The sequence below is a fragment of the Mesorhizobium sp. LNHC252B00 genome, assembly GCF_000502955.1.
Lineage (GTDB): Bacteria > Pseudomonadota > Alphaproteobacteria > Rhizobiales > Rhizobiaceae > Mesorhizobium.
The window spans coordinates 1-22,151 of record NZ_AYWO01000052.1; the positions used below are offsets into that span (position 1 = coordinate 1).

The following is a 22,151-nucleotide window of genomic DNA, read 5'->3' on the forward strand; positions in this document are numbered from 1 at the left end:
GATTCCCCTCAGAAAACAGCACCACGCCGCCATGCAAAATCATCAAATGTGAGTCAGACCCCAAAAGGGACCCCTTCATTGATCTGGGACGGTAAGCGCTCGCTGGGCGGAGCTGGTCGGGTTGCGCAGCCCGACGAGCGCGGTTGGGACTTGGTGACGGCCTGATCATCAGGCGCGGTTCTTGAAGCGCCAGGATTCGTTGCCGGTCTCGATGATCTCGCAGTGATGGGTGAGCCGGTCGAGCAGCGCGGCCGTCATCTTGCCGTCACCGGCGAACACACTCGGCCATTCGCCAAAGGCGAGATTGGTGGTGACGACGATCGAAGTGCGCTCGTAGAGTCTTGAGATCAAATGGAACAGCAATTGCCCGCCAGCCTGGGCGAAAGGCAGATAGCCAAGCTCGTCGAGCACAGCGAAGTCGAGCCGGGTGAGATAGTCTGCGATGCGTCCCTGCTTTCCGGCGCGGTGCTCGATCTCGAGGCGGTTGACCAAGTCGACGACGTTAAAGAAGCGTCCGCGTGCGCCGTTGCGGATCAGGGCTCGCGCGATGGCGATGGCCAGATGCGACTTGCCGGTGCGCACCATCAAAGCCCGGGATCAAACACTTTTTTTTAGCCGACCTGGTTCTCAACCTGTCCCTTCTCCCAGCCCGACGCCGGCGTGCAGGCGACCGGCTCGATGAGATAGTGGCTGCACATCTGCAGAAAGCGGCGATTGTATTGCCGGTCCTTGCCGACGAAGACCGTCTCCACCGCCGTGTTAATGTTGTCGTAGATGCCGCGCGTACAGGCGCCCCGGAAGAAGGCAAACGCCCGATCATGGGCGTCGAAGACCATCTCCTGCGTCTCGCGCGGATACCCCTTAAATCGTCGCATAGTTCGGCCTGCACCAAACGACATCGCCATTGTTGCGTTGTCGCTACCCGCATCGGGTTGCGTTTGTGGTGCGTTGGCTGAGCTGGTCCGCGTCGGCTAGAGCACGTCCTGTGATCGATGAATCGATTGTGATGTGACGGGCTGCGTTATGTGCTGATTCAACATCCACCTGGATGGAGGTGGACGATGGGAAGAGCATTGAGCGGGGAGCTTCGGTCGCGGGTCTTGAAGGCTTCGGACAGGGCATGTCGGCGCGGCAAGCGGTGGCGCGGTTCGGCGTGGGAGTGTCCAGCGCGATCCGCTGTATTGCGCGGGCGAAGATCGGCGAACTGGCGCCACGCCCGCAGGGCCGCTGCCGCGCCTCCAGCCTCGATGCGCATGAAGCCTTCATCGTCGGGCTGATCGAGGAGCGCAACCTTTACCGGAGCGCTGCGGCTGACGGGCATGACTGCGCCCTTCGTCTACGATGGCGCCATGAACGGCAACGTGTTCCTGGCCTATGTCGAGCAGGTGCTGGTCCCGACATTGTCGGAGGGCGACGTAGTCGTCATGGACAACCTGCCCGCCCACAAGGCCGCCGGCGTGCGCGACGCGATTAAGGCCGCAGGCGCGAGCCTGCTCTACCTGCCGCCCTACAGTCCCGACTTCAATCCGATTGAGAACGCCTTCGCCAAACTCAAGGCGCTGCTGCGAGCAAAGGCCGAGAGAACCATCAAGGCTCTGTTGGATGCGGTCGGCACGGTCGTCGACCTCTTCACCCCAGCCGAGTGCCAACTACTTCAAAGCCGCAGGATATGAACCGGATTAAACAGGACATTCTCTAGTGTCGCGAGGTCAAGGTCAAGAGCACCGAGAGCCAGCCAACTCGTGCCGGCGGCGCGGTCGCAGCTGGTCGCCATCAGCCGCGATCTCGAAAATTAGGTCCGGTCGATGCTGAAAGAATACGGGCTGCAGTTCGGTTGCTCGGCGTGTTTGCAGTTTCAACGCAAGGTCAGGGAACAAACCGCGGACGGTCATCACCTCCTTGCCCATGATCGAGGCGCTGCTGACAATCCACGAACAGGTCTGCCGTACGGTCTCTTGCTCATGAGAATGAGACCACCCGCCGGCTGATGACGAATCCCGGCATTGGTGTGGTCACGGCATTAACATTCCGTCAGCCCATCTATAACCCTCCGGCTTCTGTTCCGCCGCAGCGGTCGGGCCGATCCTGGTTTGACGGCACAGCGAAAACAATCCGGCGAAACGGACATCAACGGCCACGTCTCGCGCTGGTGCGATCGCTTCATGCGAACCTATTTCTACGAGGCGGCCAGGGTGCTGATACATCGGACAAGATTTGGTCGACGACGAAAGCTTGGGGCGCGCTATGTCGAAACGCATTTGGATGAAGAAGGCGGAAGTGGCGGTCGCACGCAAGATGGCGGTCTTGCTCCACTGTATATGGGTCGACGCACCAGCTTTGATTGAGGGAAGGAGAAGGTCGCGGAATCGGCTCGGTCATTCGAGCCATCTCGGGCCGCCGAGCGGCCTGTTTTCCCGTTAATCAGCAGACGTCGATGTCGGATGTCGTTGCGCACGTTGAGGAACCCGACCCAAACATCATCATGAGGCATACACCTCGGAAAGGAACGGATTGATAGACACTCGCAATTAAGGGGCCATTGACACATCTCACCCAATGGCTCCCAGACGTCCACATTAGGCCGCCGATTCGCCCCCCTTATTCCCGAGTTGCCTAATGCTCTTGTCGAGCTATGGTCGAGACATTCAAACCGAGACCAGTTTTGATCAAAGTATTTCAGCAGCCTGCGCGTTTTGACGCGAGGCGACGTTTTCAAATATTATCCTTGGGGTAAATCTTTCCTCTGTCACGCAATGGAAAACATGGCGTCTCAAAGTGGACTGCTAGGGACATGTCATTCACGCGTGCTTCTCTCCGTCGTTCAGCCATGGACGAAGCCCGCAACACCTACGCGGGGCGGTAGCATGTCGTATCTTGGAAAAAGGTAACGGTGTCACTTTTAGAAGGGGTGCCGACTGTGGTGCTCATGGAGATTTGATGTGAGAAACGGGGAAAAACGGTCAAATTTTGAATGTGTTGCGGTAAGGCCGGCAAGTTTTGAGTGTGTGGCGGCAAACCCAGGAGAGATACAGACGGTTAACGGGCCGATACTTCCCGGCCACGCCGGTATCACGATGATCCATGAACATCTGATGGTCGATCTTACATGCTATTGTCACTCGCCCCAAGCGGCGCACGAGAAGTCACTCGTTAAAGCTCCGGTGAGCCTGAAGACACTGACATGGATACGCCGAAATTACACGTCCAATCTTGACAATTTGACGCTTGACGAGCCCGACTTGGCCGTCGAAGAATTGTTGGAATTCAAGTACGCAGGTGGCGGCACAATCGTCGATGCCGGCAATATCGGTCTTGGCCGGGATCCCAAAGCCTTGCAGAGAATCGCCGACGCAAGCGGCCTCAATATAGTTATGGGCGCGGGCTACTATGTCCACCAGTCGCATCCAGCGAACATGGACGAGATCTCCGAGGAAGCGATATGTGGGGAGATTGTTGCGGATGTGCGAGATGGCGTGGGCAGCGATAGGATCCGCGCCGGACTCATTGGCGAACTGGGGTGTTCCTGGCCTATGCACCCGAACGAGCAAAAGGTTCTGCGGGCCGGTGCGAAGGCGCAAAAGGCGACAGGAGCTCCGATTTCCGTACATGTCGGACTGCACCGCGAGTCGCCCCATCAAATCGCTCAAATCTTGGACAGAGCGGGTGCAGATTTGAGCAGAGTGGCGCTTTGCCACATGGATCGCGAGGCGCCGGCGAACATCGAAAGACTTGTCGAACTCTGCAAGATGGGTTGCTACTTGGAATTTGACGCCTTCGGTATGGACACTTGGGACTTTCCAGACGCTCCAAACTATCCACAGGCCCCAATCGACCGGATCACCGATGCCCAACGCGTTGAACTAATCGTAAGACTGGCAGACAAGGGACATTTGGATCGCATTGTTGTATCGCACGATATTGCGTACAAAATGCGACTTAAAAAATTCGGCGGGTCCGGCTACGACCATATTCTGTCCGTATGCGTTCCAATTATGCGTCGCAAGGGACTGGGAGATGCCGAGATGCGCAAGATCTTAATAGAGAATCCCGTACGGCTTTTGACTTTCGCATAACAACACACCTGCCGTCGTTATTTTGGCCGGTATATTAGAAGAAATTACAGAAAAGGCGATCTGTTGATCGGTAAGCGGGAAGGCCACCCCATCTGGCGCAGCCAATATGGGGCGGCGATGATGACACTGAGATAGCCGAGGAGCTTTCAGTATCACGTAAGACCGTATGTCCGCCTCTGTCGGTGAGGTGGCTCGCCCTACACTGCGCGTCCGAGGGTTGCTCGGGCGGGTCGAGCCGGTCCTCATCACAGGAGGACGAGCCGTGGCAGATTATAGGGAAGCATTTGTCGGAATCGATGTCGCGAAGCTGAGGAACGCCATCGCGATTGCGGACGCCGGCCGAGAGGGAGAGGTTCGCTTCTTCGGCGAGGTCGACGCGTCGGATGTGAGCATGCGCCGAGTTATCCAGCGGATCGCCGCCAAGTTCGATCGGGTGTATTTCTGCTACGAGGCCGGTCCGACCGGCTATGGTCTCTATCGGCTGATCCGATCGCTCGGCCATGAATGCATGGTGGTCGCCCCATCGCTGATCCCAAGGAAGCCCGGTGATCGGGTGAAGACGAACCGCCGGGATGCTCTTGCGTTGGCTCGACTGCTGCGCGCCGGCGAACTGACGGCGGTGTGGGTTCCCGATGAAGGCCACGAAGCCATGCGGGATCTCGTCCGCGCCCGGGCGGCCGCAGTCGAGACGCTTCGCGTCCACCGGCAGCATGTGAGCGCCTTCATGCTCAAGCACGGACGTATCTATCCTCGCAGGAAGGGCTGGACTATGCGTTATCTGCGCTGGCTGCAGGAGCAACCGTTCGATCACCCGGCGCATCAGATCGCGCTTCAGGAAATGGTCGAAGCGATCCGCGTCTCGAAAGAGCGGGTCGAGCGACTTGAGGGTGTGATCGAGGAGTTCATTGCGACCTGGTCCCTGGCGCCGATCGTGCGGGCACTGCAGACCCTGAAGGGCGTAGACCTAATCGTTGCCGTGACATTCGCCACCGAGGTTGGCGACGTGCAGCGGTTCGAGAGCCCACGCCAGCTCATGGGTTATCTTGGCCTCGTTCCCGGCGAACGATCGACCGGCGAGACAGTCAGACGGGGCGGCATCACCAAAGCAGGGAACGGCCGGGTTCGCCATATGCTGGTCGAGAGCGCATGGACGTACAGGCATCCTCCCAAGGTAGGCAAGATGAAGCTGTACCGGCTGGAGCAAGCTCCACCGAAGGTGCGCGAGATCGCATGGAAGGCCCAAACACGGCTGACCGCCCGCTATCGAATGTTGAGCGGACGAGGCAAGAGGACAACGGTGGTGTGCACAGCGATCGCCCGTGAACTGGCCGGCTTCATGTGGGCCGTTGCACGGGAGGCGCAGGCGATCAGGTCGTAGACCTGCGACGGCTTTCATTTCGCGCATGGGCGGAGGCGGGACCCGGCAGCGTAGTGACGAAGGGCAGCTTGGGCCGTCGTGTGAACTGGAACGAGACGGTCCTTGCGGAACTTCGTCTTCCGAACGAGGAGGACCTCGTTGGTGAGATCAACGTCGGAACGATCGAGTCTGACCACTTCGCCGGATCGCAGCCCCGAACTCGCCAATAATCCGATCAGCGTCGCCATTGTCCGCCCCTTGAGAAGGGTTCCCGGCGAGATGCGGCGGCATGCTTCGATGAGCGATGCCAACTCGGCATCGCTGAGGATCCGCGGAGGCGGAATTGCTCTGGATGTGGGGAAAGCTCTGCGCTCCAAGGCTCGGTTCGCGCGTCATAGACGGCGAGATACTCGTAAAATCGGCGGAGCACGCCGTGGCGAGTGACGCGGCTGTTGGCGGCGCCGCCGAACGATAAGGCGAAATCCAGCGCCATCGCTCGAGTGGCGGGGGCATCGAGCTGAGCGCGCTCAACGTAGCGGACGAAAGCCCGCAACGTGCCGGCTTGCTTGCTGAAGGCGTAGCCGAGGGAGTGGCGCAACTCGATATACCGCTCGGCCTTCTCGCCGAGGAAGCGGGCGAAGGCGGTCATGCCACGCCTCCCGGAAAGGGGAGTGCGACCTCGGCGAGCTGCGAGGCCGTGACCTTTACGTACAGCGCCGTTGTGTTGATGCTCTGGTGCCCGAGAATATCGGCGACCTCGTTGATCGGCCTTCGCTGCCTGACAAGCTGGGTGGCAAGGCTGTAGCGCAGGAGATGCGCACCTGCGACCCGCCCGAGTTCGACCCCGTCATGCCGCAACNGGGTGGCAAGGCTGTAGCGCAGGAGATGCGCACCTGCGACCCGCCCGAGTTCGACCCCGTCATGCCGCAACCGCTTCCGTACGATCCTCGAGACAGGCGACGCGCACTTGAACGGTCCCACGGGCGGCGTGAAGGAAAGGAACAGATACGGACTATCCACCTTCGGTCGAGCGCGCAGGATGTAGTCGGCGAGCGCGGCGCCGGTCTCCTCGAGGAGCGGTGCCACCCGATCACGCTTGCCCTTGGTGCGCCGGACAAAAACCTCGCCAGCACGCCAGTCGATATCCTGCAGCCGAATGGCGCGAAGCTCGCCGTTGCGAATGCCCGTGGTGGCGAGTAGCAACAGGACGGCTCGATCGCGGATGTCGACTGGCGTCGTTGCGCCGATCGCATCGATTGCGCGCCGAACGTCATCCCATGCAAGGCGCGGCGGCAAATGCGCCAAACGCCAATGGGGCGTGCTTGGGACGACGCGGGCGAGATCCTGTTCATGGTGGCCAGCCCAACATAAAAACCGAAGAAATGTTCGGATGTGAGAAATCGCCGCCGTGCGGGTGGCGGAGGTCGCCGATAGCGACAGCCGATGCTCAACGGCGGCGAGGACGTGTTCAGCCGTCAACGCCTCGAGGTCTTGGCCGGGGTGGTGATGGCGGAACCAATCCAGAAAGCGGCGGCCGCCCAGAAGAACGCCTTCGCGGGTCTTCGGCTCCAGGCCCCGCACCCTGCGCAGATAGTCCGAAAAGAAGGCCAGAAGCGGAGCATCGGCGTGCGTGTCCCAGCGCCGACACTGCCCCGATGCGCGGAGTATCAGTAGTAAACGTGCACAAATAGCTGTCGATGACATCTTGAGGGATAGGCATCGGACCACAGAGCGTCGCGGCAAACTGGCTAAAGCGCGCAATCCGGCTCAGGTAAATCTTGGCGGATGCTGGCTTATAACCAAGCATAAAAAAATGCTCCGCGAGGCGATCCATCTCGCCACCGAGTGCACCGCTACGCAGGCGCTTGAGCACCCTGCGATACGAAAAATAGAAGTCGAGCATCCTGCCCCTCCAGCATCGCGGCGCAGGGGAATCCCGCGTCCGTCAGAGAGGCATGAAATATTATGTGGCGGAGGATTCCAGACTTGGTAGGACGGGCGTCAGGGCGGCTCCGCCACATAATCTCGCCCGACACATAACAACGGATCATGCTTCAAAACCTCCTGCACCCGAAGCGCCAGAGAGGGAAAGCCACAGCGCATGTCCGTATACCCCGTCGAAAGCCAGACCTTGACCCCGGCCCCCATCGGAAACGGATTCACCGCAATGTCTCCAGTCCGCGCATGATCCGAAGCAGCGCCTCAACGTCGACATCGCGGTCCACGATCACACGGCGACCATTTGCGCTGACAACCTCAATCCGGCCAGCCTGCGGCAATGACCCTGCTGCCGGCTCTATCTCTGGAACAAGCAGTGCTGGGATAAAGCCGCTGGCAGGCGACGCAACATCCAGTTGCCACGCTCGTGCCAGCCGTCGCCATTCATAGAGATGCGACCGAGAAATCCCATGTCGCCGCGCCGTGGTCGCGCACAAGCCAGGTTCCGAATAACTCTCAGCGACAATCTGGAGCTTCTTCTCTCTGCTGAAGCNGCGCCGTGGTCGCGCACAAGCCAGGTTCCGAATAACTCTCAGCGACAATCTGGAGCTTCTTCTCTCTGCTGAAGCGTCGCCGCCGATCGCTATCGATCATCTCAAGCCGTTCCATTCCGCACTGCTTTATTGACGTCAACAAGGACAGTCAGTGCGCAGCCCCACGAGGCCTACAAGGCGGCCTTGCTCGGATATGTACCGTGGTCGCGCACAAGCCAGGTTCCGAATAACTCTCAGCGACAATCTGGAGCTTCTTCTCTCTGCTGAAGCGTCGCCGCCGACCGCTATCGATAATCTCAAGCCGTTCCATTCCGCACTGTCCTTATTGACCTCAACAAGGACAGTCAGTGCGCAACCCCCACGAGGCCTACAAGGCGGCCTTGCTCGGATGCGTACGTCATGACGCTCCCGGGCAACCAGGGGCCAGTCCGGTTCACTCAGATCCTGCGGTGGGCGACCGGCGCGGCCGAAGAGAAGCCGTTCCAGCTTTGCATCGTCATCACACCCGCTTGGCAGGGGCCAGGAAAGCCCAGGTTCCCGGGCCCGCAGCAAATAGGTCGATACCGAGCGCTTGCCGATCTCCAGCCGCTCGGCAATCTCGCGCACCGAAAGACCCTCTCCATAGGTCAGGCGCAGGATCGTCCGGATATCCCTCACTGTCGTTCGTCTTGCTTGCTTCCGTCTCGGCATCGACCCCTCTCAACGTTGTCCTGAGAGGCCTACCCGCAAGACGGCGCAGCCGCGAACCCGTCGTCACACCGCCGCCGGAAACTGTCCGGGATTTAGCGGAATCGCTGTCCGGGAATTACTGAAAACCCTGTCCGGAGATTACCGGAAAGCCTGTCCGGACTTTTCCGAAACCCGCAGACAGCACGAGTCCATCGCCTTCGGTCGGGCCACAAGCACCACCCTCTCGGCCTCCGGCAGAATTTGGACAATCGAAAGGCTCGGGTAAAATCAGCGAGCGGAAGGCATGGAGCACGGGCAAATCACGGCGTCGACTGCGATTCCGACATGAACTTATTCGCACCGTCCGTGAATCCCGCAACCTGCACCAAATATGCGGAAGAACCCCTAGATTGTCGCGCACGTCTCTTCCAGATCGCCGCGCTATAGCATAACCAACTTGAACTGGGTTGATCATGGTCATATTCACCAGTGATACGCACGAACCGTCGACTGGCGCGCACCGTTATCGTACACCGTTCTCGTATATGTAGGAAAGTCTATAAATCTGCAGAAAGCGATCGGCTGCCGCCGTGCCTTCCCCCCGCACACTAACCCAAGATATCTTCGACAATCAAAGCCATCTCTCTGGTAGCGACACAGTGACTTGTCCATTTCGGACTACTCCATAGGTGTATCATCGACAAACGACTTGTAATCCTGTTGGGACGTCGTTCCAGGTCTGGAACCGCTGCAAAGCATCGTATGCCTGGGCCGCGGCCTTCTCATCCAGTTGACGCACGGCACACATCATGAACTTGCCCTTGCGGTCACTGTCAGAGAATGGCCGCTCGGGATTGCCAATTGCCAAATCGCGAGACGATCGGAGCACCCGACCGTCTATAAGCGCAATCTCGAGTTTTACTGGCGCTGTACCGATGAACCCAAGCTGCGCTAGCTCGTCATCAAGCCGCAACCGAACTTTCGACATCAAATCGCGCACTTGCGCGTCTGCCACGACTTCCGAATGGAAGGTGGCTAGCGTGACTTCTTGTTTCGCTATCGCGGCAGCCAAGGCGAACTCCATGGAGAACCGAGCCTGCTGCGGCGTGCTCGGTTCGTGACATATGAGTTCTCGTTCTGCGAGCAAGCTTACGCCGACATTGATAACCGCAATGTCTTCGGGCTTCAGGTTGTGCTCAACCACGAGTTCCAACATCAAGTCACACGCCGGATGTGACCCACTGCAGCAGGGGTATCGCTTATAGGCCACGCCTCGAGACACCAGATCGAAAGGCGCTCCGAATGTCAGGCTAGCTATCCGTTTTACATATGACGTTGAGTTGCCGGCAAAGCAATCCAGGAAGCCGTCGGCACCCTCAATGGCGGTGGCGGACGCGGTTACGCCGGCCCTCGCGAGTGACACAGCCTCGAGCCCGTTTCGAGCAGTCATTCCGGCATGATATGGCTTAGCCTGGGTTCCGAAATTTGCGCGCACGCCGCTTGCTCGCGAAATCGAAAGCCCGAGTGCACTGATTGTCGTCGTGTGATCGAGACCGAGCAGGACGCATGCAGCGGCGGCCGCTCCGATTGCATAATAGACGCTAGTTGTGTGCCAGCCCTTTTCGGACACGTGCGGCATGGAGACATCCGCAAGTCTGTGGGCAACTTCCACACCCACAAGGTAGGCAATAAGGACATCTCGACCGGATGCATTGACTGTCTCGCCGATTGCAATTGCCGCTGGAGCAACGACCGTTGTAGGGTGACCGATCGTCGACCAGCTGGTGTCGTCAAAATCCAAAGCATGCCCCGCAACCGCGTTGCAGAAGGCCGCGTTCTCCGGATCTAGCCGCTCAGTCCGTCCGATTATGGAACACACCGACCCAAACGAGCGCTCGGAAGCCCAGGAGAACACGTTGTTGGATACGGGCTCGTTGCAACCACCCAGCGCAACCGCGAGGTAATCGACGAACGCCTCCTGCGCTGCGGAAACGGTCTGATCAGAAATCTGCGCCGAGCGTGCACCAACAACAAAGTCAGCTGCCTTTTCGATAAACTGGGAAGAGGTCATTGGATTTTCTCTCAATTTGCTGCGCGGTCGTCCATTGAGGATGATCGCGGGGTTCTACGAGAAGCGAGGATTGTCTGGAACTATCTCGCGAGGAGCCGCATGTCGTGGCTTTCAGCGCCAACGATTTGAAGGTTTGCGGTAGATTGACCCGCCCTGGCAAAGGAATCGAAACCACGGAGAAATCCAAGTAAGTCGACAATACCTGGAGAAGCGACACATCGGAATTTGACTCTCCTCAACCTCAACTGAGCCAATCGGCGTAGAGAGAGCGTCAGGACAAAGTTGTACCTTTCGAATACCTGCGCGAACTGCTTTCTATCCTGTAAAAAGCAAGCTTTGCATCTGCCGGAATGGCTGCTTGCTAACCTCTGCTCCTGCCATCACGCGTCGGCTCAGTTGGATTGATGAGGGACAGCGACGTCGAACTGCTGGCCGCGCGGGGATCAGCCCATTCTCTCCGAAACTATCAGACCGCCAGCGCGAGATGCGAGATGAGATAGTCTGTGAGTGATCGAGCCCACGTCGTCGGAATGATGACGGTCAACTGGTCACGCCTCTGCCGTTCAACAAGCACGCCAACGTGGTGAAGCGAGGTCTGAACAAACGTTCCGATTGGAAACAAGAGTTCGTCGAAGTCGAGTGCGATTACACGACTCAGCAGCCCGGCCGTGCCGGGGCCATCAAGCGTGAGGCAAACACGTGCTTGGGAGAGATCGAGGGCGACGAGGTCATTCGTACTTGCGAACTCGAGTTTCGAGTCGGATCGTACAAGCACCCGGTCCGGTGCAATGCGCCAAACGGTCATCATTCCACGACTGACCGGGGCCCGGTAGTCTGTCGGAATTGAGAGAGATTGGCTACGAAGTGCCTTGTCGGCGGCATCCGCGAAATTGCCCCAGCCTGCCAATTGGACGAGGTATCCGACTTCGACTTCGTTTACCTGGACGGAAGCACCGTCACTGTTGACGCCGCGAAGCGGAAGGTTGTGTTTCTTAGCCATTTTGACGATGTCCTTCCGGATCGAAGAAGTGATGCAAGACGACTCTCGCCTGCAGCGTTTGATTGCCCACGAAATCAACGACCTCGATTGTCTCCCCAAAGCGCTGGGGACCTCGCGAGAGCAGTGCAAGCGCGATGTTCTTCTTCAAGGCCGGCGAATAGGTCGCGGACGAGACCCACCCTTCTCCATGCCCCTTCTTGGGCACATTCATTGCAAAGAGCAGCGAACCAGCCTTCGCCCCGACATCACCCACAATTTCCAGCCCGACAAGCGATGGGCGGTCGGGATCCTCGAGAAGCGGACGCCTACGAAGAACGGAGCCGATGAAGGCTTTCTTGCTGGAGGCGAAGCCTTCCAGGCCAAGATCCTTCATGGTCGTGCGGCCTTCGATCTCCGAGCCGGCAACGTGTCCTTTCTCGATGCGCAGCGCACCCATCGCTTCCGTGCCGTATGGCTTCAGCTTGTAGGGCACGCCAGCCTTAATGAGGGCTTCCCAAACCTTTAGGCCCGATTTTGCCGGAATATAGATTTCGTAGGCTAGTTCGCCTGAGTAGGACATGCGGTGCAAGCGGCACGGCACGGCATCGACGACCACGTTCGTGAAGTGGTTGTTTGGTAGCGCCTCCTTGCTCAGGTCCGCCCCGGTCAGATCGGCGAGGACAGCTCTCGACTTCGGACCTGCGATAGCGATCGCCGCCCATTGGTCTGTCACCGTCGTCACGTGGACCTTAAGATCGCGCCAGGCGGCCTGAAGCAGGAGCTCGGCCCCTGCCAACACTTTGGCTGCGTTCGCTGTGGTGGTCGACATGAAGTAGTCGTTCTCACCCAAACGTGCGGTTGCACCGTCGTCGAGAACGAAACCGTCCTCACGAAGCATCACGCCATACCGCAAACGCCCCACAGGCAGGGTCTTGAACCCGTTCGTATAGACGCGGTTCAGGAATTCCGCAGCATCCGGCCCCTGCACGGCAATCTTGCCGAGGGTCGATACATCGACAATGCCGACGTGTTCGCGGACATGGGCGGCCTCGCGGATATAGCTATCGCGAAGTGTTTCGCCCTTGGCAGGATAGTACCAAGGACGCAACCACGCACCTGCCTCGATTGTCTCCGCGCCGTTTTCCATATGCCAGTCGTGAATCGTTGACAGCCGCGTTGGCTGAAAGTGGAGGCCGTGATCGTTACCAACGATCGCGCCGATTGTGACGGGTGTATAGGGAGGCCTGAAAGTCGTCGCCCCGACGTTTGGAACGTCCACTCCTCGTAGTGATGCCATTCGGGTTAGTGCGTTCAGGTTTGACGTTTTACCCTGATCGGCAGCCATACCTAACGTCGTGTAGCGCTTGAGGTGCTCGACAGACACGTAGCCCTCCATATGGGCCTGATCGATGTCGGCAAGCTTCACGTCGTGCTGGAAGTCGACGAACGCCTTACCAGGAGTGGTACCGTTCGCCCTTGTGATGACCGTCGTCGGCAGAAGTCCGCGACCCCAGAAGTCATCTTCCTCTGGCAGCGGGTCCAGCTTTCCCACACTGCCACCGGCAGTGTGACCCTGCATTGCGGATTCGGCGGCAGAGGTTGCACCCACCAGCGAGCCCACACATGTGAAGGCGCCACGTTCGGCTGGAGGTAGAAACGCATCAAGGTTGGAATGATATTCCGGCTTGCCAAAACGCTGACTCCAAAGGTGTAGCGCTGGTGCCCAACCGCCCGACGTAGCGATGAGATCGCAAGAAACCGAGATTTCTTTGCCCGACGCTTTGCCTTTTGCGTCGACGGCTATCAGGCGCGCTCCTCGCACATTCTTACCGCCCTCGGCCTTGACGATACCGTGGCCAAGTTTCAGGTCGATCCCCGCAGCCCTGGCGCGGGCGAAAAGGGATTTCGGACCCTTCTGCCGCAAATCGCAAAGCATAACCTTCGCGCCCGCCTTGGCAAGATCGATCGCGGCTACGTAGGCGCTGTCGTTATTCGTAGCGACCAGCACCCGATCGCCCGGCAAAACTGCATACCTGTTCAAGTATTTGCGCACTGCCGACGCAAGCATTACGCCGGGCACGTCGTTTCCGGCAAACACTAGAGGTCGCTCGATCGCCCCCGTTGCTAGTATGGCTCGCTTGGAGCGAACCAGCCAGTAACGCTGACGCGGCTTACCGACCTCTGGCGCTTTGACGTGGTCTTGGGACCGTTCGACAAGACCGAACACCTCGGTGTCATAGGCACCGAATGCTGTCGTACGGGTGAGGATGCGAACATTCGATATGTCTCGCAGTTCCGATTCCGCCTTTTTCAGCCACACATCGGACACGCCACCCGGGACCGCGCTAAGCAACGCTCCGCCAACGGAGTGGTCCTGCTCAACGAGGATGACGTTCTCACCTTTTCGCCCAGCGGCAAGTGCGGCCGCAATACCCGCCGGTCCCGCACCAACAACCAGAACGTCGCAAAACGCATTGATCTTTTCGTAGTGATCGGGATCGCCGAGCGTGGTTGCTTGCCCCATGCCTGCGGCGCTACGGATAAACTTCTCACAGAACATCCAGAATCCGGTACCCTTGAAGGGCCCGATGAAGGTCTTGTAGTAGAAACCCGCGCCAAAGAAGCGGGAGAGCATTCCGTTCACCGCTCCGATGTCGAACCGCAGGCTCGGCCAGGCGTTTTGCGGCGTTGCCTTAAGTCCGTCGAACACCTCAACCATGGTCGCCTGTGCATTGGGCTCGTGCCGTGCTCCATCGCGAAGGTGCACGAGCGCATTCGGCTCCTCAACGCCGGCGGCCATTAGACCGCGGGGACGATGGTACTTGAAGCTTCTGGCAAAGATTGTTTGGCCGCCGGCCAGAAGTGCTGAAGCCAACGAATCGCCTGGGTGAGCAGCGAATGACCGGCCATCGAATTCTACAGTAATTGTGCGATAGCGGTCGATGCGACCGCCATAGGAGAGCCTGCGCGCGGTCATCCTACCACCTCACGAGCAAGATAGGATCCGGAAATTTCGTGCGTGAGCGTATCGCGCTCAACAACAACCCACTGGCGGCACCCGGTGACGTGGTGCCAATATTCCTTGTGCGGGCCGCGTGGATTGTCGCGCATGAAGACGTAGTCGAGCCAGACCTTTGGGTCGACATTGTTCACATCCGGCCGGCGCACAGTCGCATCCGCTCCGTAGGTGAATTCGGTCTCGTCCCTCCAGCCGCAGACGGGGCAATGAATTCTCAACATAATAGGACCTCAATGGGCGTTCGGTTGCGGGCCTACGCCCTTTTCATCGATCTGGTAGCCGCGCTCGAAGCGCTCGAGCGTGAACTCTGCGTTGTCGGGATGAGGTTCGCCCTTGGCGATCGTCCACGCGAAGCAGTAGCCGGATGCAGGCGTTGCCTTGAAGCCGCCGTAGCACCAGCCACCATTGAGCCAGAGCCCTTCAACCGGCATCTTGGCTATGATGGGGGATCCATCCATAGACATATCCATGACGCCGGCCCAATGACGCAGCAGGCGAAGGCGCGAAAGCGAAGGCATGAGGGCCTTGGCGCTATGGAGCGTATACTCGATGATCGGCAGGCCACCGCGTTGGGCGTAAGAATTGAAGCCATCAAGATCGCCGCCGAGCACAAGGCCACCCTTGTCAGACTGGCTGATGTAGAAGTGCGCAGCTCCAAAGGAGATCACGCTATCGACCAGAGGTTTCAGGGGCTCGGTAACGAATGCCTGAAGGACGTGGGTCTCGATCGGCAGGCGAAGGCCGGCTTTCTTGGCCAAGTGGCCAGTGTGGCCCGCAACGGCCAGCGCTACCTTCTTGGCCCGGATCGGTCCCTGCGTCGTCTCCACGCCGACTATCTTGCCCTTGTCCCAGATGTAGTCCGTCACCTCGCACTGCTGAATGAGATCGACACCGTGCTTGTCGGCTCCGCGCGCAAAGCCCCACGCTACGGCGTCGTGGCGAGCCGTGCCGGCACGTGACTGAAAGATCGCACCATGGATCGGGAAGCGAGCATTGGGTGAGTAGTCAAGGTAGGGAATCCGACGCATTACCTCCGCCCGGTCGAAGAGTTCGGCGTCGATACCGTTGGCGCGCATGATGTTGCCACGTCGGCGCGCAGCGTCCATCTGGGCAGGTGAATGGCACAGGTTGTACTGACCGCGCTGCGAAATCATCACGTTGTAGTTCAGATCCTGACTCAGGTTCTCCCAGAGCTGCATTGAGCGCTCGTAGAACATCGTGTTGCCGGGCATCATGTAGTTTGAGCGTACGATCGTTGTGTTGCGACCGGTGTTGCCGCCGCCGAGGTAACCCTTCTCAAGGACCGCCACGTTGCGAATGCCATGCTCCTTGGCGAGGTAGTAAGCTGTGGCCAATCCATGACCACCACCGCCAACAACAATAACGTCATAGCTCGGCTTTGGAGCAGGGTCTCGCCACGCCCGTGACCAGTGCTTGTTGCCACTGAGACCGTGGCGCAAAATTGAAAGGGCGGAATAGTGACTCATGCGATCTCCTCGCGATAATCGGGGCCTTTACACTAACCCTGAGCGCCTCGTCACGGCTCAGGAGTCCGCGTGCAGTGGCTAGGGCGTTCTTTCTCCGATGCCTGCACGAGTTCGGACACCTCGGCGTATCCAAGTTTCGACACGAGTGCCGTTGATGGCCTGACGATTGCAGCAGATTTTTGAGGGACCGCTCCTCTTCCACTTCGATTCCGGCGATGCATTTGTCGACGAAGATGCGCGACGGCTTCGCCAAGGGCTTGATGGAGTTGAAACAGAAGGGAAGCAATTACCGGCTCGACGCGATTGATCCCCAGTTGGCCCTGTAGTGATGCCAGCGACACTGCGGCCTCGTTTCCGATAAACGGCTGCGCGACAGTCCGGTGCGGAACCGAGACCCGTACCGATAGCCGCTCCGCCAAGCGGTAGAACACGCATTCCGTCGCGAGCCTCGGAGAGTTTCTGCTCTGGGCGCCGGATCGACGGCGCGTAACCTCCGAAGGCTTGTCTGTGGCACGTCGGCTGTGCAGGCAGCATGCAGGTTCGCCCGACACGCAGGACATCTTCGAAGGCCTTCGCCCGTTCCTCGAGTCGTGCGGCAAGCTGCCCGAGCGCATCTACAGGAGCTTCAGCGTTGTCATGGACCGCCAGCTTGACGGCGGCTAGCAGAACTTCGTTCGTCGATTGACGAGCATTGACGTGAACATTCGGGTGGACCCGGCTGTTTGTGCCAGGATTTTGCCCGAGGATGTTAAGCGCACGGTTGGCGATAACCTCGTTGACATTCATGTTGATCCAGATGCCGACCGATCCCTCAAGAAGATCCACCATGACCTGCTCGGCGTGGCGCCCGTTCCGAATTTCGATCGAGGCTCTAGTGTTCGCATCCACAATGTCAGCGTCCAGAGCTCCGAGATCTCGGTTCGCGGCAGCCGCGGCTTGCTTAATGTGCCCGAGAGCATTCAGGGGCTCGGGTGTATCCCTCCGCTTGCGGAAGGAGATGTCGAAGTTCTCCTGTCCCCGGATAGCGAAAGCGCCGTAGAGGCCGTCGGCAGGAATCTCTAGCGTGCGGAGGCTGTCAGTATCTTTTCTTGTTTGTGGCATGGGTATCCCCAAATGCGAAAACTCACTGGGCGGAGCATTGCAAATAGCGCACGAAAAATAAACCAAATAAGGGCTACTTAACGCAATTCACTTGAGGGCATTATTTCCGCTAATGATTGCCGGCGAGTTAGTGCCCGAGAGGCGTGACAGCCAGCGTCCAGCCATGAGTGGCTATGGAGAAAAACATTGTATAATCATGGGTCGTTATTTTTCAGCGTGATGAGCTCGGTGCCGTTGTGATCAACTGTGAAATATACTCACCCAAACACATTACAAAGCACTCATAAACTTGGGATTGAGCGCCTTTCAGTCGCCTTGGCAGAGCGTCTCGGCTATGTCGACGAACGTGATGGCCGTAGCGCTCGGCCGGCAGGGATTTAAGCGCGGGGCGGTCGATCTCCTCGAACAACCTGCCGCCTGGTCCGGCCGACACGGCGCAGCACCCGGCGATCGTTCAGATCGGCCATCAGCGCGCCGATCGCCGCGTTGACATCGGCCAAGCTGTAGAAGACACGGTGGCGCAGCCGGCCCAGAAGCCAGCGCTCGACAATCCGCACCGCCGCCTCGCCCCGACCCATTACGGCAGCACCGAGCTGCCGTAATGGGTCGCCATCTCAGCATGTGAGCGGTTGACCTGCGGATCNACCCATTACGGCAGCACCGAGCTGCCGTAATGGGTCGCCATCTCAGCATGTGAGCGGTTGACCTGCGGATCGTAGAGGCAGGCCTTGATCACGGCGACGTTGGCCGATCCGGCTTTTGTTTCCAGCCCGGTTATGTGGCCTACCGTCGGTAAGGTACTGACGTTAGACATTCCTGTCGGCTAAAGACGGCACATCTCTTTGCGGCAGCAACAGAAGCGCATCCTCCGGTTCCCTACTTTGGAATGGAGGTTGCCATGTTGGAACGCTTTTTCGTCAAGCCGCGGACTGTCGATGGGATCATGGGTTGCTGGCTCGGGTCGCAGATTGACCGATTGACCAATATGTCACGGCGCTTTGTGAGCGGGGTTACGCGGTACGCAGCATCTACCGACGGGTTCCGACCTGACGAAGTTTGCAGCGTTCACCGCGGCCCGCAATGTCGATCAGGTCGAACAAGCCGAGGCGCTCATCGAGCCATTCATCGACGATTGGCTGTTCACTCGTCGCGCCGATCGATCTGCTGATGCGTGTCGACGCGATCGCAACTTCGTCGGGGGCATTGTGCGGCATTTCTTTAGCCAGGTCGTCTCGAAGTCGGATAACACCAGCCGTAGAACAGCTTGGCCGATCCCTTTCGCTACCCAGGTGCCGGGATTCTTTGATTACCTTAGCGAAGAGCGGGGCCTGCGCCCGTCCATCCATCACTACCGGCACTATCTGCGCCGGTTCGGGCGCACGGCGATGGCCCGTCTTCGTGCCCGCCGCCTTGTAGAGCGCGGCTTCCAGAACCGCGTCGCTGACCTCCTCACCAAGCGGCCAGGAAAGTCCCGCCGCCTCCGCACGACGCAATGTCTCGCGCACCGTCGAAGGCGCCGCCCCCACCCGGTACGAGATCGTCTTGTGGCCAAGACCCTCTTCAAATCGGTATCCCAAAATCTCGCGGACACGCCGCATGCTTAATCTCTCCGCCGCCATCTCGTCCTTTCCTCGGCAACCCAAAGAAAGCGACCTTGAGCCGGCAGAGCTCACGGCCCAAACACCCGCCCCTTCAGGGGGGCGGAATAATCTCGGAATTAGGGGGCGGTTAATTCTCGGAACGAGGGGGCGGCATGCCTCGGAATCTGCACGCTGAAGGTGACCTGAACCCACGAAAGGCTTGAATTGTACTGTCTCTTTGATGGCCCACAGCGATACCCGCTACAAAACCGAAGCCGTTTTTCAGGCGATATGATTTCCTTCGATATGATTTCCTTCGGAGAAGGGAGCCTTCCAGACCATGTCGTCTGCCATCTGCCCCAGCCAAGGAATGTGGCCAACGATTGCGGGTAGCGTGTGTTTGGTGAGCATATCACGCGCAGCCTGAGCAACCCTCGGGCCTAGTGTGTCAAACTCCCCGCGGCGGGTCACAAGCGTCAATTCTCTCGAAAAACCTGGGCTTGGAAGCGGAAGGACGGACAAAGCAGGCATGTGAATCGCACCCTGAACAAGGCAAAGTGGTGTCGTGATCGCAACTCCAACGCCTCCGGCGACCATTGCCAATAACGAATCCGAGGTGTCGAAGGACAGAACCTGCGGATGCTCGATACGAAGCCGCCGAAGGTGCCGCTCCACCTGCATGCCCATATGAGATCGCGCGCTGTAACGGATTAGACGATGCTCGAACAAAATGTCTCTGAGTGGATGGTTGCGTAGCGTGTCCCCCCAAGTCACGGGAGCAGCCAGCACAAAAGGCTCGCGGTACAGGGTGAACCGCATTAACTCGTCCAGTTCCTCCAGCGGATCCGACGTGATCGCAGCGTCGATTTCATGGCGCATGAGCGCGTCAGCGTGAGCGTGAGTGAGACCGGATAATGCGGTGACTCGCAGCGCGATCGAGCCTTCCATAAGGTCTTGGATTAAGACTGGCCCGACGGACGACGCAAAGGTGTCCACCATCCCCAGTCTAAGGTCCTGTCGCTCCGGCCGAAGAGCCGTTGCCCTCACCTCGTCTATTGCGCGCTCAGCCCGTGTCGTGATCTCGCGAATATGAGCAACGAGCACCCGGCCAGCTTCGGTGGGCATCAGCGGGCGGCGGTCTCTATGCACCAGCGTCACCTCAACCTGAGCCTCTGCTCGCTTTACCGCTTGAGACACAGCAGATTGCGTGATGCCAAATTGCGCAGCAGCCGCGCTCATACTACCTTCCTCGATGACGATTGACGCGATTTCTAGCGCATTTAAATCTGGGAGAGGCATGCTGCCATCGCCTAGTCTTATGTTCCTCAGTAGTTCCATTACTAGTGACGAAATTGGGATTGTGCAAGGGCCGGATTGGGCGCCGCCGCAATCTCTGCAAAATACCCATTAAGGCTTTTGGTCGCGGAAGGGGGAACAGGTGATTCTCGCGTCTTTCCGCCAGTCAGTCACTCTGCAGCGGACTCGGCTGGCGTCGATGAACGTCATCTGCATCAGGATCGCGCTTTGCAGGGCTGTGTGGACGAACTGCGCAGGGGCGTGTTCTGGTCGTATGGAAACTCTTCTTTCACACGATGACAACCTCGGGATGCGTATGACCGAGGCAGGAGACGGCAGTCCCTCCCGAGGTCACATAGGTGGGGAGTTGCCTGTGAGGACGAGGTTTCTATCCTGCAATTCCGCGTCAAATTGGGCACTCGCTATCCAGCCCGCACGGGAGGAGACGGCAACTGCCCGCAGGAGGATCGCGGCGGGCCTGAACGCTGGATGTGGCGGCAGGACTCGCCTTCTGCTATGATCCGACGCCGCGCCGAGGTGAACCCCCGATCACACCGATGACAGCAACGCCGTTATGGCGTTCATCACAAGGCCTGCTGCTGGGCGAACATTCCAAAGGCTCGCGGTGGCTCATCCAGCGCTCCGTCGATCGAGAACGCGACCCCCCGGGGCAATCTGATCGAGTGCTTCTTCTGCCTCAAGCACTTCCGCCGGATGACCACCGCTACGAGACCGCCTCTCGCGTCAACTCGCCTATGGATCAGAGCTTATGACTTTACGACCGAGGAGGATCTTTGCGAGCGCCGGGGTTGCGCCAGTTATGAATGCGCGCCGAGCGCTGAATGGGGGTCGATGGGAGCTCAGCCTCGCTTTGCGATGGATTTCGTATACACGCGAGCCGGAGGCCAGCGGCATCGAAAAAGTGAAGGCTACGTTGCGATGCGCTATGAACTGCTTGGGCGCGGGCCTTCTGCCCAGACGCAAGCCCGCCGTCACCAGGCGCAAGCCTGTCCTCGTTGCTCACCCTGACAAAGGAGACGAATGCGCATTGCCACATCACCGCCTTCTTGTGGTCAGCGCGCGCCCCTTAGGCTGAGCCGTTTCAAATCTCGCCGCCATTTGGGGCTTTTATGCGGCGAGCCGCTCGAAACTGAGCCGCAAGGGATAACTGCTCATCGGAGGCATACATCGCATGGTTTTTGCGCATCATGTGGACCATCTCGACGCCTCCCAAGATCACGCGGGCTCTCGGGCTGGTCATCCAATACCAACAGCGACTCACAGAACGCAGAGGCCCCATATGCCGAGAAGTCCCATCTCTCGCGCCGGCGCCAAGGCCGAAGCGTCGAGCAGTGGCTGCGACATTTCAAAAAATAGCAGTTTCTGCAGGCGGTATTGCAGCAGTCGCCCCACTTTGGCGTGAAGACATCTCCGGCGACTATTATCCTGTTAAGGATATTGTGTCCCGACGAGGTAATTCAATCGAGAACTGAGGGGCTGTCGCCTCGCAGATGGAATGCCTCACTCGTGGTCTCGACAAAGCTAAGAGGCGAGGATTAACCGCGCCGCCAATCGAAGGGGAACTGGAATATGAGAATCTCTCGACGCGATGTCATTAGGGCTGGCCTTGCCGCTGGAACGGCTGCGTCAATGCCCTCCATTCTACGGGCCCAGACGACCCTGACAGACGCAAGCGCTGTGCGGATGGTTAAGACACTGGAGCTTGGCGTTGTGGACCCGTACTTTTCGGGGGCTGGGAGCACCGTCGATCACGCCCTAGCCATCTATGACAGCCTATTCTCGCTCGACTCAAAGCTATTGCCGCAGCCCCAAATGGTGGGGAAGTGGGGAGTTTCCGACGATAAGAAAACTTATACATTCGAACTACGGGACGGTCTGGGCTGGCATGACGGCACCTCTGTCACGGCAGCGGACTGTGTCGCCTCAATCCGTCGCTGGACCCAGACTTCCAGCGGGCAGTTGCTCATGGAGCGAACTAAGGATATTTCAAAAAAGGATGACAAGAC

14 protein-coding genes and 7 pseudogenes are annotated in these 22,151 nt (G+C 58.8%); 4 read left to right on the plus strand and 17 right to left on the minus strand.

What is annotated here, in order from left to right; all coding sequences use genetic code 11:
• Positions 1-168: 168 nt before the first annotated feature.
• Both X744_RS140835 and X744_RS01000000170550 read right to left on the minus strand, forming a co-directional pair.
• Positions 169-576, minus strand: a pseudogene (locus tag X744_RS140835) (ATP-binding protein); the annotation flags it as partial.
• Positions 577-614: 38 nt separating this feature from the next.
• Positions 615-857 (minus strand): annotated as a pseudogene (locus X744_RS01000000170550) (IS21 family transposase); the annotation flags it as partial.
• 204 nt (positions 858-1,061) lie between these two features.
• On the opposite strand from X744_RS01000000170550, the pseudogene X744_RS1000000173045 reads away from it, so the two are divergent.
• From X744_RS1000000173045 to X744_RS140815, 3 genes and pseudogenes are all read left to right on the plus strand, one after another.
• Positions 1,062-1,683, plus strand: a pseudogene (locus X744_RS1000000173045) (IS630 family transposase).
• 1,256 nt (positions 1,684-2,939) lie between these two features.
• Positions 2,940-4,073 (plus strand): phosphotriesterase-related protein, encoded by a 1,134-nt coding sequence (locus tag X744_RS140820; protein WP_156938651.1) that lies wholly within the window; start codon positions 2,940-2,942, stop codon positions 4,071-4,073.
• A 262-nt stretch (positions 4,074-4,335) separates the two neighbouring features.
• Positions 4,336-5,451 (plus strand): IS110 family transposase, encoded by a 1,116-nt coding sequence (locus X744_RS140815; RefSeq protein ID WP_084025770.1) that lies wholly within the window; start codon positions 4,336-4,338, stop codon positions 5,449-5,451.
• Between the two features lie 14 nt (positions 5,452-5,465).
• Here the strand turns inward: X744_RS140815 and X744_RS1000000175720 are convergent, their stop codons facing one another.
• The 15 genes and pseudogenes from X744_RS1000000175720 to X744_RS140765 form a co-directional block, all read right to left on the minus strand.
• Positions 5,466-5,741 (minus strand): tyrosine-type recombinase/integrase, encoded by a 276-nt coding sequence (locus X744_RS1000000175720; RefSeq protein WP_245266871.1) that lies wholly within the window; start codon positions 5,739-5,741, stop codon positions 5,466-5,468.
• On the minus strand, positions 5,666-6,079 hold the full coding sequence (locus X744_RS01000000170555; protein ID WP_023762942.1) for a hypothetical protein: 414 nt from the start codon (positions 6,077-6,079) through the stop codon (positions 5,666-5,668). Before X744_RS01000000170555 ends, X744_RS1000000175720 begins: the two co-directional genes overlap by 76 nt.
• Complete coding sequence (locus tag X744_RS1000000173050) at positions 6,076-7,134, minus strand: site-specific integrase (protein WP_245266872.1); 1,059 nt, start codon at positions 7,132-7,134, stop codon at positions 6,076-6,078. Before X744_RS1000000173050 ends, X744_RS01000000170555 begins: the two co-directional genes overlap by 4 nt.
• A gap of 297 nt (positions 7,135-7,431) precedes the next feature.
• Entirely contained in the window at positions 7,432-7,578 is a 147-nt protein-coding gene (tnpB, locus tag X744_RS1000000176335; protein ID WP_023762945.1) for an IS66 family insertion sequence element accessory protein TnpB, read from the minus strand.
• Positions 7,579-7,589: 11 nt separating this feature from the next.
• Positions 7,590-7,970, minus strand: coding sequence for a transposase (locus tag X744_RS1000000173055; RefSeq protein ID WP_084025771.1), 381 nt, complete (start codon positions 7,968-7,970; stop codon positions 7,590-7,592).
• Between the two features lie 357 nt (positions 7,971-8,327).
• A pseudogene (locus tag X744_RS1000000173060) lies at positions 8,328-8,612 on the minus strand (sigma factor-like helix-turn-helix DNA-binding protein); the annotation flags it as partial.
• Between the two features lie 673 nt (positions 8,613-9,285).
• On the minus strand, positions 9,286-10,662 hold the full coding sequence (locus X744_RS140805; protein WP_023762947.1) for an MmgE/PrpD family protein: 1,377 nt from the start codon (positions 10,660-10,662) through the stop codon (positions 9,286-9,288).
• Between the two features lie 466 nt (positions 10,663-11,128).
• Positions 11,129-11,662: a hypothetical protein gene (locus X744_RS140800; RefSeq protein ID WP_023762948.1), complete on the minus strand. Its 534-nt coding sequence runs from the start codon at positions 11,660-11,662 to the stop codon at positions 11,129-11,131.
• Positions 11,655-14,618: a sarcosine oxidase subunit alpha family protein gene (locus tag X744_RS140795; protein ID WP_023762949.1), complete on the minus strand. Its 2,964-nt coding sequence runs from the start codon at positions 14,616-14,618 to the stop codon at positions 11,655-11,657. The genes X744_RS140800 and X744_RS140795 overlap by 8 nt, the downstream gene beginning before the upstream one ends.
• Positions 14,615-14,881 (minus strand): sarcosine oxidase subunit delta, encoded by a 267-nt coding sequence (locus X744_RS140790; RefSeq protein ID WP_023762950.1) that lies wholly within the window; start codon positions 14,879-14,881, stop codon positions 14,615-14,617. The genes X744_RS140795 and X744_RS140790 overlap by 4 nt, the downstream gene beginning before the upstream one ends.
• A 9-nt stretch (positions 14,882-14,890) precedes the next feature.
• Complete coding sequence (locus tag X744_RS140785) at positions 14,891-16,147, minus strand: sarcosine oxidase subunit beta family protein (protein WP_031261396.1); 1,257 nt, start codon at positions 16,145-16,147, stop codon at positions 14,891-14,893.
• Positions 16,148-16,558: 411 nt separating this feature from the next.
• Positions 16,559-17,248 (minus strand): annotated as a pseudogene (locus tag X744_RS1000000175725) (lyase family protein); the annotation flags it as partial.
• A 355-nt stretch (positions 17,249-17,603) separates the two neighbouring features.
• A pseudogene (locus tag X744_RS1000000173070) lies at positions 17,604-17,999 on the minus strand (hypothetical protein); the annotation flags it as partial.
• Positions 18,000-18,615: 616 nt separating this feature from the next.
• A pseudogene (locus X744_RS1000000173075) lies at positions 18,616-18,846 on the minus strand (IS21 family transposase); the annotation flags it as partial.
• Positions 18,847-19,110: 264 nt separating this feature from the next.
• Positions 19,111-20,166 carry a LysR family transcriptional regulator gene (locus X744_RS140765; protein WP_023762957.1) on the minus strand — a complete coding sequence of 352 codons (1,056 nt, stop codon included), beginning with the start codon at positions 20,164-20,166 and terminating at the stop codon, positions 19,111-19,113.
• A gap of 1,548 nt (positions 20,167-21,714) precedes the next feature.
• On the opposite strand from X744_RS140765, the gene X744_RS0138880 reads away from it, so the two are divergent.
• On the plus strand, positions 21,715-22,151 hold a 437-nt coding region (locus X744_RS0138880), incomplete at its 3' end, for an ABC transporter substrate-binding protein (protein ID WP_245266874.1).

What these genes read in the sequence shown, in the direction of transcription:
- X744_RS140765 (WP_023762957.1), bottom strand. Translation starts at nt 20,166, where the DNA reads ATGGAACTACTGAGGAACATAAGACTAGGCGATGGCAGCATGCCTCTC.
- X744_RS140785 (WP_031261396.1), bottom strand. Translation starts at nt 16,147, where the DNA reads ATGAGTCACTATTCCGCCCTTTCAATTTTGCGCCACGGTCTCAGTGGC.
- X744_RS140800 (WP_023762948.1), bottom strand. Translation starts at nt 11,662, where the DNA reads ATGGCTAAGAAACACAACCTTCCGCTTCGCGGCGTCAACAGTGACGGT.
- tnpB (WP_023762945.1), bottom strand. Translation starts at nt 7,578, where the DNA reads ATGGGGGCCGGGGTCAAGGTCTGGCTTTCGACGGGGTATACGGACATG.
- X744_RS140790 (WP_023762950.1), bottom strand. Translation starts at nt 14,881, where the DNA reads ATGTTGAGAATTCATTGCCCCGTCTGCGGCTGGAGGGACGAGACCGAA.
- X744_RS140805 (WP_023762947.1), bottom strand. Translation starts at nt 10,662, where the DNA reads ATGACCTCTTCCCAGTTTATCGAAAAGGCAGCTGACTTTGTTGTTGGT.
- X744_RS01000000170555 (WP_023762942.1), bottom strand. Translation starts at nt 6,079, where the DNA reads ATGACCGCCTTCGCCCGCTTCCTCGGCGAGAAGGCCGAGCGGTATATC.
- X744_RS140795 (WP_023762949.1), bottom strand. Translation starts at nt 14,618, where the DNA reads ATGACCGCGCGCAGGCTCTCCTATGGCGGTCGCATCGACCGCTATCGC.